Source organism: Streptomyces sp. CA-288835 (assembly GCF_050936385.1).
Classification (GTDB): domain Bacteria; phylum Actinomycetota; class Actinomycetes; order Streptomycetales; family Streptomycetaceae; genus Streptomyces.
Genome location: NZ_JBNJMW010000001.1, coordinates 6,775,331 through 6,791,287, shown reverse-complemented (window position 1 = coordinate 6,791,287; position 15,957 = coordinate 6,775,331). Strand labels below are relative to the sequence as shown.

The following is a 15,957-nucleotide window of genomic DNA, read 5'->3' as shown; positions in this document are numbered from 1 at the left end:
ATGGACGGAAACCCATATGGCCACAGCCCTGTGACCTGCGGTTTCGTGCCAGGCACCCCAGGCTCAACTGTCACTGCCGGTCGTCATCGATCGACCTCGGGCGCCCTCGCACGGCCCAGAGACGGCCCAGGAATCAGCCGACTCGCCTCGACGCGGAAGCCGGACGCGACGCCCGGCGATCACTCAAGCGGTTGGGGAGCTACCGGGAGCTGTTCGCTATGCAGCCAGGTGAAGGTGCGATCGGGTTCGAGGTGGGCCTGTCCCCAGTGGATGACATGGATACCGCTCTCGACATCGGCCGTGAAGAACACACAGACCAACTTCGTCGAGGCGCCCAGCTCCTCGAAGGTTTCGTGCAGCTGCAAGTACTCCTCTGTTGTGAGCTCGTCGCCGAGATCGAACAACGTGTCCTGAGGCTCGGGTCCGTGCGCCCGGAACAATCGGCGTCGTGTGGGAGAGGTCTTGGACGGCAGCCGAGCGCGATCCAGCGGCCTCGGCCTGTCCGCGTACTTGAAGGGGAAGAGGGCGTGCTCGTTAATCACCGCGTACTCGTACCCAAGGACTTCTCGCACGGACTCACCAAGCTCGCGTGCCGTGTCCGCCAGGTTCTCGCGCACGGCCTCGGCGAGGGTGACACCGTAGGGACTTCGCTTCTTCAGCCCGGCCGCGAGATGCGCGGCGTGAGCCTTCGCCTGCGCCTTGGCCAGTTGCACCGGAACCGCCGCAGCGAGCCTGCCGGCCTGTTGCCCGAACCGCTCGACCGCCCAAGCCGACGGCGCTACCGGATCGCCACCCCACACGGACATGCAGCGTCCCCCTCCCCCTGATCCTGCCTCTCAACTGTGTGACACGTACACGAAGGGCACACAAGGGAGCGATCCGGCCACAGAGGAAGGAAGGGGGGACCCTGCTGCGGGCAGATGAGGCGACATCCGCCTTAGGAGTTCGATCCCTCCTCCGTGCGGCTGCTTCGGACTCGTGCTAGCCGGGCGGTTCGCAGTCCAGCTCCAGTCGCCAGGATCCGTTATCGTCTGGCGACGTTGATGTCAGCTGGTGATGTCAGACCATGGGGTGTTCGTTCGGCAGAGGGGCGCGGACGAACTGGGTACATCGCTCGTCGCAAGCACCCACAGCGTGGAAGTTTTTTCGTGTTTCCGTGAGGCTCAGCCGCCCGTTGGGGCAGCCTCGAACTCGGTCAGCATCATGGTCGACCTGCCCGTCGTCCTCCCAAAAGCACACGGGACAGATCTCGAAGTTGCTGCGCTCACCGAGCGTCAGGAAGCCACAGCAGGGACAGGGGTGTGGACCGTCCTCGGGGTTCCCCTGGATGTTGACGAACGGAGTGACCATCACGGCATCCTGCCTGGCATCGCCGCCGATCGTGAGCGAATAGGTACGAGCTGCCCAACCAGCGGAGCCATGAGCTTGGGAAGCCCAGGGCATCTAGGGCCTACTCCGGGGCTGAACTGCGGCGGAGCGGTGTCGGCGCCTGGTGGGCGGTCGGCTGGTTCCCCGGGTGTTCCCCGCGGGATCTGGCACGCATCTGGCATGTCTGCATGGACGTCGTGTATCTGGCTTCAGGGCGGCCAACTCCAAGCGCTTGGCGGCCTGAAGCACGACGGAAGCACGAACGCTGGGTGTTCAGATGCAGAGATCACCCGCACGCACGGCAGCCGGCGCACCGCCCCGGCCTCCACGGCAGCCCCCTGGACCGCCTCAGCCATACCCGCATCCACCTGGGTCACAACGACCACCTCCCCCGCACGGGCACGAACATCAACTCGTGCCGACCGTACAACCGGCAGCCAGAACGCGTCAGACCCTGTGGACAACTCCACAGCTGTGGAAAACCCGTCATCCGCGCCCGGGGCTAACAGCCGCCGTCCCGCTCGCTCTCCGGCAGATGCTTCTCCGCCCACTCCCCGAGCTCCTGGAGGGCGGGCCCCAGCGCCGCTCCCGCCTCCGTCAGCCGGTACGACACCCGCAGCGGCGGACCCTCGTCGACCTCCCGCACCAGGAGTCCCGCGGCGCCGAGTTCGGTGAGCCGGTCGGAGAGCATGCGCTCGCTGATCCCGGGGACGGCCCGGCGCAGATCGGCGAAGTGCGCGGGCTGTTCCACCAGCACGGACACGATCGGACCGGTCCAGCGCTTGCCGAGCAGCTGGAAGACACGGGTGATCCCGCCGTCCACCCGCTTGCACGTCGATTCGTCGTGAATCCGCTCACCCGCCATGGGTTCAGGGTACTGCCCTGACGTACGGGGATGAAAAAAAGTAAGTGACTGTGTTATCCATAGTCGAGTACGAATTATTAGCCCGCCGCTCCCGTGCGGGCACCTCTCTCCTTGGAGACCCCATGGCCACGCTGCTCCACATCGACTCGTCCGTGTTCCCCAGCGGCGCATCCGCGTCCCGCGCCGTCACGGACGCCTTCCGCACGACCTGGGAGGAACAGCACCCCGAAGGCACGGTGATCTACCGCGATCTCTCCGTGAGCCCCGTGCCGCACATCACCGCCGACGCCCACACCGCCGGCTTCGCCGACCCGGCCGCGCACAGCCCCGAGCAGGCGGCCGCCTTCACGGAGCGCCTGCAGCTGATCGAGGAGCTGGAGCAGGCGGACGCCGTGCTGATCGGCGCCCCGATGTACAACTACGCGATCCCGTCCACCCTGAAGGCCTGGCTGGATCATGTGATCCTGAGGGGCCGCACCGCGGCCGCCGAGGACTCGAAGGTCAAGGGCACCCCGGTCACCGTGGTCGCCAGCCGCGGCGGCTCGTACGCCCCGGGCACCCCGCGCGCGGGCTCCGAGTATGTACAGAACTACCTGTCGGCGATCTTCGCCGAGACTCTCGCCATGGACGTCGACTTCATCGTCCCGGAGCTCACCGCGGCCCCGCGCAACCCGGCGATGGCCGAGCTGGTCCCCCTCTTCGAGGCCTCCCGCGAACGCGCCCTCGACGACGCCGCCGCCAAGGCCAAGAAGCTGGCGCAGCGCTTCGCCGCGTAACGCCCTTCGAGGGCGTCCACAGGGTGAGTCCGTTTGCCTCCTGTGTATGCCGATCTCCGCACGAAGATCCGTACCATGAGGGTGCAGGCTGCGGCACGTGCTCAAGCGCGGGGTTAGCACTCGAAGGTCGGTGGAGCGGCTTTGGGCAGGAGCTGCTTCGCGAGTGATCATGGTCCCGTAAGCTTCCGGCGCGTCGGGCAGGTAGTGGACCTGCCCGGTAAAGCACGACGTTGGGGCCATGATCTTCGAGGCTCGCGCCAAAGTGGCTGCCTAAAGCCGTGGAGCCGACCGCCCCAGCCGCGACGTACCCCTTCTCTGGCGTCAGGCGGCTGATTGCTGTGTGCGCGGTACGGGCGTCGGCCGGGCTGGAGCGGGGCGGAGACAGGAGCGCAGGCCCGGCCGGGGGCCGGGCCGCGCGCGGGGAGCGGAGCGAGCCGCCTTGATGAACGTAGGGAAAGTCTTACCGCGCTGCGGCTCGGGTCGGGCTCGTCGCGATCATGCGGCTCGGCTGTCGGGCTTCTGCCCGTGCTCCAAGTAGACCGGCGCTGCCTCGTTGCGGGCCTCGGCCGCTGCCAAGATGCGTCGGGCCAGTCGCGGGATAGTGCGCTGCGTGATCTCGTTCGGGGTGAGGAAGGCGAAGCTCTTCAGCTCGTCTGCCTGCAAGCTGATCTGGGACAGGTGATCGGGGCTGAGCTCGCCGCCGTCGAAGAGGTACAGCACCTTGTCGCCCTCGGCCTCGTTGGGCGCCCAGTCAACGGCCAGTAGGCGCCCGAGGTTCGGCGCGATGCCCAGCTCTTCTTGAACCTCTCGGACGGCGGCATGAAGCGGTGACTCGCCGGTCTCGACATACCCGCCTGGGATCTCCCAGTAGCTCTTGTAGGTGGGCTCCACCATGAGGACCCGTCCGGCGGCATCGAAGAACAGCGCACCCGCTGCCATACGCGGATGCGCCATCTTCGCTTCCTGTGCGTTCACTGCCATGCAGCCGAGCGTACCCAGATCAGACGACATGCAGCCTGTCGGCTAGGTCAGCCAGAGTGCGGCTCGGTCGGCCGCGCTGATTCCTGACCCAGGTGAGCACCAGCTCGCGCGCGAGGTAGTGGCTTCACACCTGCTCGGGTGCCCAGCTCTCCGCTTCGAGGATCTTCGCTAGCGCTTCATCCATCTGGTTGTGGGCGCTGAGGGCTCGGGCTACTTCGAGGTTGTGACGGGTCCGGCGCTCGGTCGGCAGTCCGCTCGTGTCGATCTGTGGGCCCAGGTCTGCCGCGATCTGCATGTCCCCCAACTCAGCAGCGGTGGCTACTCGGTGGATCGCGACGTTCGTCGGGCCGAAGGCGGTCCAGACGTGGTTGGCATCGCTTCCGAGTCGCCGCGCTGCCTGGTCCGCCTCTCCGAGGAAGGCCTGTGTCGTACCGCGGTCCTCTGCGCGGGCCGCCGCCATCGATCCTGCGAGGAACAGAGTCCCGTAGATCGACAGGAACTCGGGAGTGGCCTGGTCCATGCCGGGCCGAAGGCGACCCATCGGCTCATCTTCACGAGCGGCGTCGGCGCTGCCATCTGGAGCCAAGGGTTCAACGATCAGTCGTGGAAGCCCGCGTTGGCGTCCGCCGGGATCATCCCGGTCCCGGACAAGGGCCAGGGCTACGCACCCGCCCGCGAACACGGCATGCACGCCCTGCGCCACTTCTACGCCTCGGTCCTCCTGGACGCCGGGGAGAACATCAAGGCGCTGAGTATGTACCTCGGTCACAGCGATCCGGGCTTCACGCTCCGCGTGTACACGCACCTGATGCCGAGCAGCGAGACGCGAACTCGAAAGGCCATCAGTGCGATGTACCAGACCGCCGGTCACGCCCGCCGCCAAGCAGCCTGAGGTGATGACACATTGCCCCCGTTGGAATGCCAGGTTCCCGGGCATCATGAGCTCGGGTGCCGATGAGACGTCCAGTCAAGCCGGGGGACAGACATGGATAACGGCCTAACCGCTCTGATCGCTGCACTTGTTGGCGTGACGGGGACCTTGGTGGCCCCCATTTTCTCTCAACGAATAGTCACTCGGGTCCAGGAACGGCAGTTCGAACGGCAACAACAGGCGGTACAGGCCCAGTGGATGCGCGACAGAGAGGAAGCGCGGCTATCCGAGCGGCGTGCCTGCTACGTCGCTACCAACACGGCCTATCGGCGATACCGCATACAGCTCATGAACTACCTATGGGATGTCCATCAAGGGACGGTCACGACCGCAGCGCGTGACGAGTTAGAGGCAGCACGCCACGCCCATCACGCTGCCTTCGCGGAAGCTCAGTTGATCGCCTCATCCGTGGTACTGGCCGAGTTGGACGCCGTGGCGAAGGAACTCGGCGAGACCTACCGGCGGGTCAAACGTCTGGAGGAAGGCAACCCGGTGAGGTCATTCGAGGAGATAGAACAAGATCTCCAAGACCTCTGGGAGCGATGGAAGCAGATGCGCAGCATGATGCGTACGTGCCTCGGTGTAGAAGATCCTTCGCTGCGCGTGCCCCAGGGCGGTGCTGTGAATCCATGACGGCCCAGAGACGGCCCAAGCCGCCTGACACGGCCCCTCATCGGTGGGAAACCTGCTGGTGAGGGGCTGTTTCATGCCCTCCCACAGCAAGTAACACCCCATCTTGCCCGACCGCCACCCCTCGGGGGAAACCCGTATCGCCCAGCGGACCTGACCTGCGCTTTCGCTGCCGGACCTGATCAAGAGCGAGTGCAGCGGCCCGTCGGGGCGGCGGCCGGTGGGCGGCATTGCAGGGCGAAGTCCGCGGCGTTCTTGCTCAGGTAGCGGCCCATGCAGGTGTTCGCGCTGGTGCGGCCTCGGTCTCGGCAGAAGTTCAGGGCGGCTCGGCCGTCGGCGAAGGGGCCCGGGGCGTAGATGACCCAGAAGCCGGCGCGCAGGGAGGCGAAGTTGTCGCTGCGGACGTAGACGGCCTCGGGGACGGTCTGGCGGATCTTGGCGAGCCGTTGGTCTCGGGCGGCCGTGCCCGCGCTGACGGGCTCGGAGAAGAGCTGGGCGATCCAGCGGTCGCCCTTGTTGGGGGCGGCGGGCGGGCGGGTGGTCTGCTTCGGCTTCGACGGGCTTGGGGTCGCAGTCGGGGTCGGGGTCGGTGCGGGGGTCGTCTGCCGGTTCGGCTCGGGGGTCTGGCGCGTCGGCTGCGTCACCGGTGTGGGGGACGTACCACCGCGGGCCTCCTTGTCGGTCTTGTCGCCGAGCATGAGGGCGAAGGCGGTGGCGGCGGTGACCGCGAGGGCGACCGCGATGACCGCGATGACGATCGACGTACGGCTGCCGGTGCGGCGGGGCGCCTGGTGGTACTGAGGGTGCGGCGGCGTCGGCCGCGGGGTGTCGACCTGGGTGAGCGGGTGCGGCACCGGCTCCGATGCTGGCGGTCCCGTCGTCGTCAGCGTGGGCGCCGCCCAGTGCGGGGCCGCGCCGTGCTCCACCTGCGCGAGCATCGCGTCCAGGTGTGCCGGGGCGGGGCGTGCCGCCGGGTCCCGTACGAGCAGGGCCTGGAGTACGGGCGCGAGGGGGCCGGAGCGCACCGGCGGCGGTACGGGGTCGTCGAGCACCGCGGCGAGCGTGGCGAGCGTGGTCCCGCGGCGCAGCGGGCTGACGCCCTCGACGCAGACGTACAGGACGAGGCCCAGGGACCAGAGGTCGGACGCCGGGAGGTCGTCGTTGCCGCGGATCCGCTCGGGGGCGATGTACTCGGGGGAGCCGATGAGTTCGCCGGTGGCCGTCAGGGAGGTCGAGCCCTGGAGGGCCGCGATGCCGAAGTCGGTGAGGACGGCGGTGCCGTCGGGGCGCAGGAGGATGTTGGCGGGCTTGACGTCGCGGTGCTGGATGCCGGCCGCGTCCGCTGCGCGCAGGGCGGCGAGCACCTGACGGCCGACGCGGGCGGCCTCGACGGGGAGCAACGGGCCGTTGTCGAGGCGCTGTTGGAGCGAGATGCCGCTCACCAGCTCCATCACGAGCCAGGGGTGCGGGTCCTGGTCCACGATGTGATGGATGGTCACCACGTTCGGATGGCTGAGCCGGGCGAGCGCCCGTGCCTCCCGCAGCACCCGCTCCCGCATGGCGTCCGACGTCGCCGCGTCCGCCCGTACGGCCTTGAGGGCGACCTCCCGGTGCAGAACGCTGTCGCGCGCCCGCCACACCGTTCCCATCCCGCCGCTGCCGAGCCTCTCAATCAGCTCGAACCGGCCGTCGATCACGTCCCCCGGTGCGTTCATGGGCGACAGGTTAAAGGAGAGGCGGGAGGGTTCGCCGGGCGGGAAGGGGTGCCGGGTGGGCGGAGGCTCGCCCACCCGGCCCCTAACCCGTCAGGTCAGACCGTTCGAGGACAGCCAGGTCTTGGCCACCTCCAGCGGGTCCTTTTTGTCGTTCTGCACCTGGCCGTTGAGACTGATCAGCGTTTCCGTGTCGAGCTTCTCCGATACGGCGTTGAGCGCGGAAACGCCCTCCGCCGGGAGATCGCTCTTGAATGCCAACGGAGTTACGTTCTGGAAGCCGAAGAGGTTCTTCGGGTCCTGAAGGATGAGGAACTTGTTCTGTTCGATACCGGGGTCGGTCGTGAAGATGTTCCCGGCCTGAATGTTGTTGCCCTTGAGCGCCGCCGCCGTCAGCGGACCGCCCGCGTCCAGCGCCTTGAAGGACTTGAATTCGAGCCCGTAGTCCTCCTTGAGGCCCGGCAGCCCGTGGTGCCGGGTCTGGAACTCGGGCGAACCGCCGATGACCATCTCAGGCGCCAGTTCGGCGAGGTCGGCGAGCGTCGACTTGTCCGTCAGCTTGTACTTCTTGGCCGTGGCCTCGTTGACCGCGACGGCGTCCTTGTCCTGGGCCTCCGAAGACTCCAACAGCGTGAGCTTGGAATCGATTTCGGACCCGATGGCCTTGTTGGTCTCCTCAGTCGACGTCGGGGCCGCGTCCTTGTTCAGGTAGGACAGCAGCGCCCCGTTGTACTCGGGCAGTACCGTGATCGTGCCGTTCTTGATCAGACCGTAGGTCGTTTCACGGCTGCCGATGTTCAGTTTGTAACTGACCTTGATGCCCTTGGACTTGAGCGCCTCGCCGTAGATGTCGGCGAGCAGGATGCTCTCGGGGAAGTTGTTGGAACCGACCACGACGGTCCCGCCCTTGGCTTCGTCCTCCTGCAAGGGGTCGGAGCTGCCGGAGGAGTCGTCGGAGGAACCACATCCCGCGAGCGCGGCCGTGGCCACAACCAGCAGGGATACGGCGTACGTTGCGGATTTTCTGGTGCTTCGTGCGATGGTCACGTTCGTCATCCAGACTTGCGGGGGCGTGGGCGGTGAAGGCGTTGCGAGCAATGCGGCCGTAGTTGCGGCGTCGCGACGATCCAATCGACCCCGCTCACAAGCCGTCAAGGCACGAATAGATCACCGAAGGACACCGGACGGCTTCGTCCCGTATGCACAACGGGGCCAATATGGGATCGAAAGCGGCATATCTTCGTGCCAGTTTTTGGTTGATCATGGCCGTACTGTTCCGCCAGCCGCTAGTGTTGGCCGCGTCGGGGGTCCTGTTCCACCTGGTTCCACTTGTCGGTCGAAGCGCGCTGTCGCGACCCTGCAACCGATGACTTTTGGACAGCGGGTTTTCCATGTGACGCAAGAAGCAAGGAGGTTCGGTGCCCGCGCACAGAAAGGTTGCCCGGGAGCAATCACCCGAGGCTCCCCGCACCGGCCCGACGACGCCCCTCCTCGACCGCTGGCCCTTCCGGCGCAAATTGAACGTTCTGGTGATCGTTCCGCTTGCGGTCGTCTCGGCGATCCTCGCCTACGTCGTCTACGCCCAGGTCGACCAAGCCCGTTCCGCCGCCTCCACCGCTGAACTCGTGCGCGACAGCGCGCAGGTGACCCGGCTGATCGACGCCGTGCAGACAGAGCACCGGCAGGCCCTGCTCGTCTCCCTGCGCTATGAGGCCGCGGGTCCCGAGGAGGGCGCGCCCGACACCTCCGTGTATCTCCAGGCGCAGCAGAAGGTGAACTCCCAGATAGAGAAGGTCCGGGAGACCTACGGGGACAGCCTTCCGGAGGGCGAGGCCCAGGCGCTGCAGGAGCTGGAGGGCCTGGACAGCCTGAGGCAGACCGTGGAGAAGGGGCCCATCCCCGCCGACAACATCGACCCCGCGTACGCATCGGTCATCGAGGGCCTGATCAGCGGACTCGACCTCGGTGAGGGCGCCGAGTCCTCCTCGTCCGCGGGCAATCTGCTCGACGCGCTGCTGCGGGCCGACACAGCCCACGCCTCCTTCGAGACCAGCGTGTTCGCCGCCCGGACCCGGGACCCGAACGCACTCATCCAGTTCACCGCCGCCGTCGGCGACCTCGAGCAGTACACCTACCAGGCCGAGCGGTTCACCGGGTACGCCAGCCAGAAGCAGGGTGCCGAACTGGCCGGCATCGCGCAGAGCCCGTACCAGAGCGTCATCGACCAGCACTACGTCGGGCTCCAGGTCGACCCCGGCGCACTGGTCGCCGAGAACGCGACCCAGCTGCGCAGGGCCCTCGGCGACGCGCTGAAGGCCGAGCCCACCTACGAGCGGCAGGCGCAGAACCGGCTGAAGATCACCCAGTCCCTCATCGGCCAGATCGCCGACGACACCCAGTCCGCGTCGAACGCCGCCTGGTGGCAGGTGTCCTGGCTGGTCGCCGGCACGCTGATCGCCTTCGGGGCCTGGCTGCTGTTCTCCGTACTGGTCCGCCGCTCCGTGGTACGGGTCGTACGGAGCCTCACCGGTGCGGCCCAGCATGTGGCCGCCGCGGCCGAGACCGAGTTGGCGCGGGTCGCGGACGACGACGCCGACGACGCGAGCCCGCCGCGTCTGGAAGCCGTACCCGTGCCCGTACGCGACGAGATCGGTGAACTCGCCGAAGCCTTCAACCAGGTTCAGGTCACCGCGACCGCCCTGCTGGAGCGCCAGGTCGTCAGCCGGCGCAACATCGCCGAGATGTTCGGCAACGTCGGTCGCCGTGTCAGCAACCTGACCGCCCGCCAACTCTCGCTGATCGACTCGGTGGAGCGCGGCGAGACCGACCCGGAGGTACTGGACCGGCTCTACCGCATCGACCACATCGCCGTACGACTCCAGCGCAACGCCGACAGCCTGATGCTGCTCGCCGGAATCCGTGAGACGGGCCTGAACACCGGGCCGATGCGGCTCAGCAACATCGCCCGGGCCGCGCTCGGCCAGATCGAGGGCTATCAGCGCGTCACTCCGCACGCCGAGGGCGATGTCACCGTCGCCCCCGACATCGTCGGCGATCTGACGCTGATGCTCGCCGAACTGCTGGAGAACGCGGTGACGTTCTCCCCCGCGCACACCAGCGTCGAGGTGGTCCTACGGCCCCGGATGGGCTCCGGAGGCGCCGTCGTCGAGATCATCGACCACGGGCTCGGGATGAGCACCGAGCGGCTGGACGAGGAGAACGCCCGGCTGATCCGCCGGGAACGGCTCGACCTGGCGCCGACCGAGGTCCTCGGCCTGTTCGTGGTCGGCGGTCTGTCCCGGCGCTGGGGCATCGAGGTCGTACTGTCCCGCACTCCGGGCGGCGGAGTCACCGCCACCGTCGCGGTCCCCGCGGAGCATCTGCTGACCACCGACCCGACGGCGCCTCCGGGACGGCCCGCGCAGATCCTGCCGCCCGCCCGCCGCTCGGGCCAGTCCGAACCGCGTCCCGCGATGGTGGAGGCGGCGCCCGGCCGCTCGTCCCTGCCCCGCCGGATTCCCGCGCGTACGCGGGCGGAGCAGGCACCGGCCCAGCCCTCGTCTCCGGTCGAGCCCCGGTCCGCGGGTCATGCGCGCCGCCTGGAAGCGACGGCGGAGAGCGTGCGGGGACGCCAGGACGCCACGGCTGAGGGCATGCGCGGACGCCAGGAAGCCATGGCGGACGGCATGCGCGGACGCCAGGAAGCCGCGGCAGAGGGGGGCATGCGCGGGCGCCCGGAGGCCATGGGTCACACGCCGTACGGCCCCGGCACTCCCCCGCTGCCCAGGCGGGGCGGGCTCTCGCCAAGGCCCCCCTCCGGTACGGGAGTTGGCCCTCACGAGGCGGCCGGGCGCGGCGGCAGCGCCGGCGTTGTCGGTGGCGGTGGCAGCGGCGGCGGCACTCGCGGTGGCGGCAACAGCGGATCCTCCGGTACGGCCCCGTCGCGGCCCGACGCTCCAGGACCCCTGCGGCGCCGGGTGCGTGGTGCCACCCTCGGCGCCACCACCGCCTCCGCCCGCCAGCCCAAGCGGGCGCCGACGACCCAGCGGCCGTCCGCCTGGCAGCCCGTAGACCCGGAGGCGGCGCGGTCCGAGATCGACGAGTTCGAGGCCGCCGTACAGCGGGCTCAGCGCGAGGCCGCCGAAGAGACGCGGCCCAACTCCGCGTACACACCTACCGACCCGAGACCTACAGATCCCCATTCCCGGAAGGCTTGAGCAAGTGATGATGTGGACAGGTGGAACGCAATCCGGGGCCGTGGGGCCGGTGACGGATGTGAAGGCAGCCGCCGCCGATTTCAACTGGCTGCTGAACCGCTTCGCCACCGAGACCGCCGGGGTTGTCGACGTGATCGGTGTCTCCTCCGACGGGCTGCTGATCGCGGTGTCCCAACTGCGCGGCCAGGCGGACTCGGAACGGCTCGCGGCGATCGTCTCCGGCATCACCAGCCTCGCCATGGGGGCGTCCGGCAACTACGGACTCGGCGGCCTCAACAAGGTCATCATCGACCTCGAGGAGGGCCACGTCCTGGTGTCGGCGCTCGGCGCGGGAGCGGTACTCGGCGTGGTCGCGTCCAAGGAGGCGAAGCTCGGCAACATCGCGTACGAGATGACCCTCTTCGCCAATCGTGCCGGCGCCGCGCTGAGCCCGCAGCTGGTCATGGAGCTGAAGAACACCGTGGGGATCGCGCCCGCCGGGTGACGAACGGCCTGGGGCGTTGCCCAACCATGACGCCCGTGAAGGTGAAGGGGGAACGTGATGACGGCCGGTGAGCCACCTGCCGCCGACGACTCCGTGTGGGGTGCGGAGCCTCCCGCGCCTCTGATCCGGCCGTTCCTGCTGACGGCGGGGCGGATCGCCGGCGGCGACAGCCTCGTACCGCCGATTCCGATAGAGACACAGGTGGTCGCGACCGACGTGGGTCTGGCCACGCTGGACGCATTCGCCTTCGACCAGCACCGCGACATCATCATGATCTGCCGCCAGCCGCAGTCGCTGGCGGAGATCGCGGCGAAACTGCGGATGCATCTCAATGTGATCCGGGTGCTCGCCGACGATCTGCGCGCGGACGGCCAACTGGCCTTGTACGCACCGCAGGACGGTTCCGCCCGCGACACCTCTGTATTGCGAAGGGTTATCGATGGTCTTCGAGACATCCCCGACTCCCGGGGGCGGGTCCGTGAACGATGAGACCCAGGGGACCCGGCCGCCGCTGCCGGTGAAGATGGTCATCGCGGGCGGCTTCGGCGTGGGCAAGACGACCACGGTCGGCGCCATCTCCGAGATCGAGCCGCTGACCACCGAGGCGTCCATCACCTCGGTCGCGGCCGGCATCGACGACCTCTCGCACACCCCGGAGAAGATGACGACCACCGTCGCCATGGACTTCGGCTGCGTCACGCTCGACCCGACGCTGAAGCTCTATCTGTTCGGGACGCCCGGCCAGGAGCGGTTCGGGTTCATGTGGGACGACCTGGTGGACGGCGCGCTGGGCGGCCTCGTCATCGTCGACACCCGTCGCCTCGACGACTGCTACGCCGCCGTCGACTACTTCGAGCACCGGCAGATCCCCTTCGCGGTGGCCGTCAACGCCTTCGACGGCAAGGTCGAGCACGACCTGACCGACGTACGGTGGGCCCTCGACGTCGGCGACCATGTCCCGGTCACCGTGTTCGACGCCCGCGAACGCGGCTCGGTCCGGGACGCGCTGCTCGTCGTCCTGGAACACGCCCTGGAAACCGCCGAACGGCGGTGACCGGGCGGTGACCCGGCGGGTAACCGCCCAGTCGGGTCAGGCCGTGCCGCGCCTGCGGACCCCCGGGGACACCGCCGTCCGGCCCGCGGCCCAGAACACGACGAGGACGAGCAGGGCGAGGGCCGCGGTGAGCGTGGCGCCGCCGACCACCTTCTCGTAGTCACGCTGGTAGAGGCCGTCCACGATGTACCGGCCGACGCCGCCCAGAGAGACGTACGCCGCGATCGTCGCCGTGGAGACGATCTGGATCGCCGCCGAGCGCAGCCCGCTGAAGATCAGCGGCAGCGCGGCCGGCACCTCGACCTGGAACAGGATCTGCGACTGCGACATGCCCATTCCACGGGCGGCGTCGACGGGCGAGGGGTCCACGGTGCGCACCGCCTCGTAGGTGGTGATGAGGATCGGCGGGATCGCCAGCACCACCAGCGGGATCATCACGGGCAGCACGCTCAGCCCGAGCCAGACGAACATCAGCACCAGAAGCCCGAACGTCGGCAGGGCACGGGCCGACGCCGCCACGAACGCCATCGCGTTGCCGCCGCGGCCGGTGTGCCCGGTGACCAGCCCGATCGGCAGTCCGATGGCCGCGGCGATCGCGAGCGCGGCGGCGGAGTACTGGATGTGCTCCCACACGCGCTGCGGGATGCCGTCGTAGCCCTTCCACTGGGCGCTGTCGCTGAAGAAGGCTTCGATGAAGTTCAGTACGTTCACGAGACGCGCTCTCCTGCGCGGGCCGCGCCCGCCGTTGTGGACGGGTCCGGCGCCGTGGGGCCCGCGGCGGTACGCAGCGCCGTGCGCCTGGCCTTGCTGTCGGACGGCGGCAGCCAGGGGGTGAGGAGGCGGCGCGCGAGGACGAGCAGGGCGTCGACCAGCACGGCGAGTACGGCGGTGGTGACCACCGAGTTCAAGGCCAGGACGGGGCGCTGGTAGAGCAGCGCAGTGGTCAGCAGATTGCCCAGGGCGCCCTGGTTGCCGATCAGTGCGCCGACGCTGACCAGGCTGATGCTGGAGGCCGCGGCCACCCGCAGTCCGGCGATGATCGCGGGTACGGCGATGGGCAGTTGGACCTGGAAATAGCGGCGTACGAGGCCGATGCCCATGGCCTGGGCGGCGGCGTTCGTCTCCTCGGGAACCGACCGGATGCCGTCGACGACCGACGGGACGAGGACGACCAGGCTGTACAGGCACAGCGGGATCATCACCGTGAGCTTGCTCAGCCCCGTGTAGTCGATGAGCACCACGAAGAAGGCCAGCGACGGGATCGCGTAGATCACCGTGGTGGTCCACAGCACCGGCGGGTAGAGCCAGCGGACGCGGACGCACAGCAGACCGATCGGCAGCGACAGCAGGAAGCCGACCAGCACCGGGATCAGGGCCTCTTGCAGGTGTGTGGAGATGAGGCCGAGATAGCTGCTCTGGAGGTCGCTCGGGATGTCGAAGAAGCCGTTCATCGGGCCGCCTTCACCGGGGGCGGGTCCTGCGGGTAGTCCGTGCCCTGAGGCGAGGTGGCGGCGTGCCGCTGCCTGGCGGCGCGGATCGCCGCGGCGATCGTCTCCTGGCCGGCGATGCCCAGCACGCGTCCCGACCCGTCCACGGCGACCGCATGGCCGGTGGGCGAAAGGACCGCCCGGTCCAGGGCGACGCGCAGGGAGTCCCGGCCGATCTCGAAGCTCTGCCCGTACGGCGCCAGGGTCCTGGCGTCGCCGTTCCAGGCCGTGGGGTCGGTCCAGCCGAGGGGCTTGTCGTCGATGTCGGTGACGAGAACCGGCTGGGCATCGGCGGGTTGAGCGCTCGTCGCCTGGGCGATCCGCCGCCGGTCGGCGTCGATCGGGAAGACCCGGGAACGGTCGAGTTCGAGGTCGCGCGTGGACAGGAACGACAGTCCGCGGATGCCCCGGTCACCGCCCAGGAACTCCTCCACGAACTCGTCGGCGGGCGACGACAACAGCTCGTCGGGCGCCGCGAACTGGGCGAGCCGGCCGCCCTTGCGCAGTACGGCGATCCGGTCGCCGATCGTGATGGCCTCGTCCATGTCGTGCGTGACGAACACGATCGCCTTGCCGAGCTCGCCCTGAATACGCAGCAACTCCTCCTGCAGGCCCCGCCGGACGACCGGGTCGACCGCCGAGAACGGCTCGTCCATCAGCAGGATCGGCGGGTCCGCAGCGAGCGCCCGCGCCACACCGACCCGCTGCTGCTGGCCACCGGAGAGCTGGTACGGGTAGCGGCGGGCCATGTCCTTGTCGAGCCCGACGCGTTCCATGAGCTCGGCCGCGCGGGCCCGGGCGCGCTGCTTGGACCAGCCCAGCAGCCGCGGCACCGTGGCGATGTTGTCGAGGATGGTGCGGTGCTGGAAAAGGCCGGCGTTCTGGATGACGTAACCCATGGACCGGCGCAGGGCGTTGACCGGCTGACGCTGGACGTCCTCGCCGTTCACCCGGATCGTGCCGCTGCTGGGCTCGATCATGCGGTTGATCATGCGCAGCGTGGTGGTCTTGCCGCACCCCGAAGGCCCGACCAGCACGGTGATGGAGTGGTTCGGAATATCAAGGGACAGGCGATCGACGGCCACCGTGCCGTCGGCGTACCGCTTGCTGACCTCTTCGATGGCTATCAAGCGTCGAAACCCTTCGGGAACGGCATGGCCCGTACGTGGCGCGATCACGTGCCACAGAGGGTGCGAGTCTAGCCAGTCGGCGGCTGCCTGTGATCGGTCCGGGCCCTGTTCGTACCACTCTCCACCGGGTCACTACTCAGGTGTGATCACCACGGTTACCGTTCGGTTTCGGGCGGCGCTGTCGTACGGGGCGTCCTGCTGGTCCGCGCTGGTGGTGGTGAACGCGGTGAGAGGTCCCAGAGCCCTGGCGGTACAACCGTCCTGTGTCCATCCGGATTCCAACTCCCTTCCATGGCCAGTCGCTTACGCCGTCTGCAGACTC

The 15,957-nt window shown here is 68.5% G+C and carries 16 protein-coding genes and 1 pseudogene; 7 read left to right on the top strand and 10 right to left on the bottom strand.

Annotated elements, in window-relative coordinates:
* Window positions 1-179 precede the first annotated feature (179 nt).
* The 3 genes from ACQEVY_RS30835 to ACQEVY_RS30825 all read right to left on the bottom strand — a co-directional run bounded on the left by ACQEVY_RS30835 (window position 180) and on the right by ACQEVY_RS30825 (window position 2,233).
* The gene (locus ACQEVY_RS30835) at window positions 180-806 is read right to left on the bottom strand and encodes a hypothetical protein (RefSeq protein WP_432952635.1); all 627 of its coding nucleotides are present in this window, start codon (window positions 804-806) and stop codon (window positions 180-182) included.
* A 253-nt stretch (window positions 807-1,059) separates the two neighbouring features.
* The gene (locus ACQEVY_RS30830) at window positions 1,060-1,350 is read right to left on the bottom strand and encodes a CPCC family cysteine-rich protein (RefSeq protein ID WP_432955484.1); all 291 of its coding nucleotides are present in this window, start codon (window positions 1,348-1,350) and stop codon (window positions 1,060-1,062) included.
* Between the two features lie 520 nt (window positions 1,351-1,870).
* Window positions 1,871-2,233, bottom strand: coding sequence for a winged helix-turn-helix transcriptional regulator (locus ACQEVY_RS30825; RefSeq protein ID WP_432952634.1), 363 nt, complete (start codon window positions 2,231-2,233; stop codon window positions 1,871-1,873).
* Between the two features lie 122 nt (window positions 2,234-2,355).
* Here ACQEVY_RS30825 and ACQEVY_RS30820 point away from each other — a divergent pair, with 122 nt between their 5' ends.
* Entirely contained in the window at window positions 2,356-3,009 is a 654-nt protein-coding gene (locus ACQEVY_RS30820; protein WP_432952633.1) for an FMN-dependent NADH-azoreductase, read from the top strand.
* A gap of 495 nt (window positions 3,010-3,504) precedes the next feature.
* Here ACQEVY_RS30820 and ACQEVY_RS30815 read toward each other — a convergent pair whose 3' ends face one another.
* Both ACQEVY_RS30815 and ACQEVY_RS30810 read right to left on the bottom strand, forming a co-directional pair.
* Window positions 3,505-3,990 carry an NUDIX domain-containing protein gene (locus ACQEVY_RS30815; RefSeq protein ID WP_432952632.1) on the bottom strand — a complete coding sequence of 162 codons (486 nt, stop codon included), beginning with the start codon at window positions 3,988-3,990 and terminating at the stop codon, window positions 3,505-3,507.
* Window positions 3,991-4,114: 124 nt separating this feature from the next.
* Window positions 4,115-4,531: a hypothetical protein gene (locus ACQEVY_RS30810; protein WP_432955673.1), complete on the bottom strand. Its 417-nt coding sequence runs from the start codon at window positions 4,529-4,531 to the stop codon at window positions 4,115-4,117.
* Between ACQEVY_RS30810 and ACQEVY_RS30805 the strand changes: the two are divergent.
* Window positions 4,514-4,882, top strand: a pseudogene (locus ACQEVY_RS30805) (tyrosine-type recombinase/integrase); the annotation flags it as partial. The gene ACQEVY_RS30810 and the pseudogene ACQEVY_RS30805 overlap by 18 nt on opposite strands.
* A gap of 93 nt (window positions 4,883-4,975) precedes the next feature.
* Entirely contained in the window at window positions 4,976-5,554 is a 579-nt protein-coding gene (locus ACQEVY_RS30800) for a hypothetical protein (protein WP_432952631.1), read from the top strand.
* Window positions 5,555-5,733: 179 nt separating this feature from the next.
* Here the strand turns inward: ACQEVY_RS30800 and ACQEVY_RS30795 are convergent, their stop codons facing one another.
* Window positions 5,734-7,266: a serine/threonine-protein kinase gene (locus ACQEVY_RS30795; protein WP_432952630.1), complete on the bottom strand. Its 1,533-nt coding sequence runs from the start codon at window positions 7,264-7,266 to the stop codon at window positions 5,734-5,736.
* A gap of 90 nt (window positions 7,267-7,356) precedes the next feature.
* The gene (locus ACQEVY_RS30790; protein ID WP_432952629.1) at window positions 7,357-8,319 is read right to left on the bottom strand and encodes an ABC transporter substrate-binding protein; all 963 of its coding nucleotides are present in this window, start codon (window positions 8,317-8,319) and stop codon (window positions 7,357-7,359) included.
* Between the two features lie 362 nt (window positions 8,320-8,681).
* On the opposite strand from ACQEVY_RS30790, the gene ACQEVY_RS30785 reads away from it, so the two are divergent.
* From ACQEVY_RS30785 to ACQEVY_RS30770, 4 genes are read left to right on the top strand one after another with little or no spacing between them, the layout of a single operon-like run.
* A complete protein-coding gene (locus tag ACQEVY_RS30785; RefSeq protein WP_432952628.1) occupies window positions 8,682-11,480 on the top strand; it encodes an ATP-binding protein in 2,799 nt (932 codons plus the stop codon).
* A 7-nt stretch (window positions 11,481-11,487) separates the two neighbouring features.
* On the top strand, window positions 11,488-11,964 hold the full coding sequence (locus tag ACQEVY_RS30780; protein ID WP_328771510.1) for a roadblock/LC7 domain-containing protein: 477 nt from the start codon (window positions 11,488-11,490) through the stop codon (window positions 11,962-11,964).
* Window positions 11,965-12,021: 57 nt separating this feature from the next.
* Window positions 12,022-12,453 (top strand): DUF742 domain-containing protein, encoded by a 432-nt coding sequence (locus ACQEVY_RS30775; protein WP_328771509.1) that lies wholly within the window; start codon window positions 12,022-12,024, stop codon window positions 12,451-12,453.
* A 34-nt stretch (window positions 12,454-12,487) separates the two neighbouring features.
* Entirely contained in the window at window positions 12,488-13,018 is a 531-nt protein-coding gene (locus ACQEVY_RS30770; protein ID WP_328774282.1) for a GTP-binding protein, read from the top strand.
* A gap of 36 nt (window positions 13,019-13,054) precedes the next feature.
* Here ACQEVY_RS30770 and ACQEVY_RS30765 read toward each other — a convergent pair whose 3' ends face one another.
* From ACQEVY_RS30765 to ACQEVY_RS30755, 3 genes are read right to left on the bottom strand one after another with little or no spacing between them, the layout of a single operon-like run.
* On the bottom strand, window positions 13,055-13,729 hold the full coding sequence (locus ACQEVY_RS30765) for an ABC transporter permease (protein ID WP_432952627.1): 675 nt from the start codon (window positions 13,727-13,729) through the stop codon (window positions 13,055-13,057).
* Entirely contained in the window at window positions 13,726-14,469 is a 744-nt protein-coding gene (locus tag ACQEVY_RS30760; protein ID WP_328771507.1) for an ABC transporter permease, read from the bottom strand. Before ACQEVY_RS30760 ends, ACQEVY_RS30765 begins: the two co-directional genes overlap by 4 nt.
* Window positions 14,466-15,635, bottom strand: coding sequence for an ABC transporter ATP-binding protein (locus tag ACQEVY_RS30755; RefSeq protein ID WP_432952626.1), 1,170 nt, complete (start codon window positions 15,633-15,635; stop codon window positions 14,466-14,468). Before ACQEVY_RS30755 ends, ACQEVY_RS30760 begins: the two co-directional genes overlap by 4 nt.
* Window positions 15,636-15,957 lie beyond the last annotated feature (322 nt).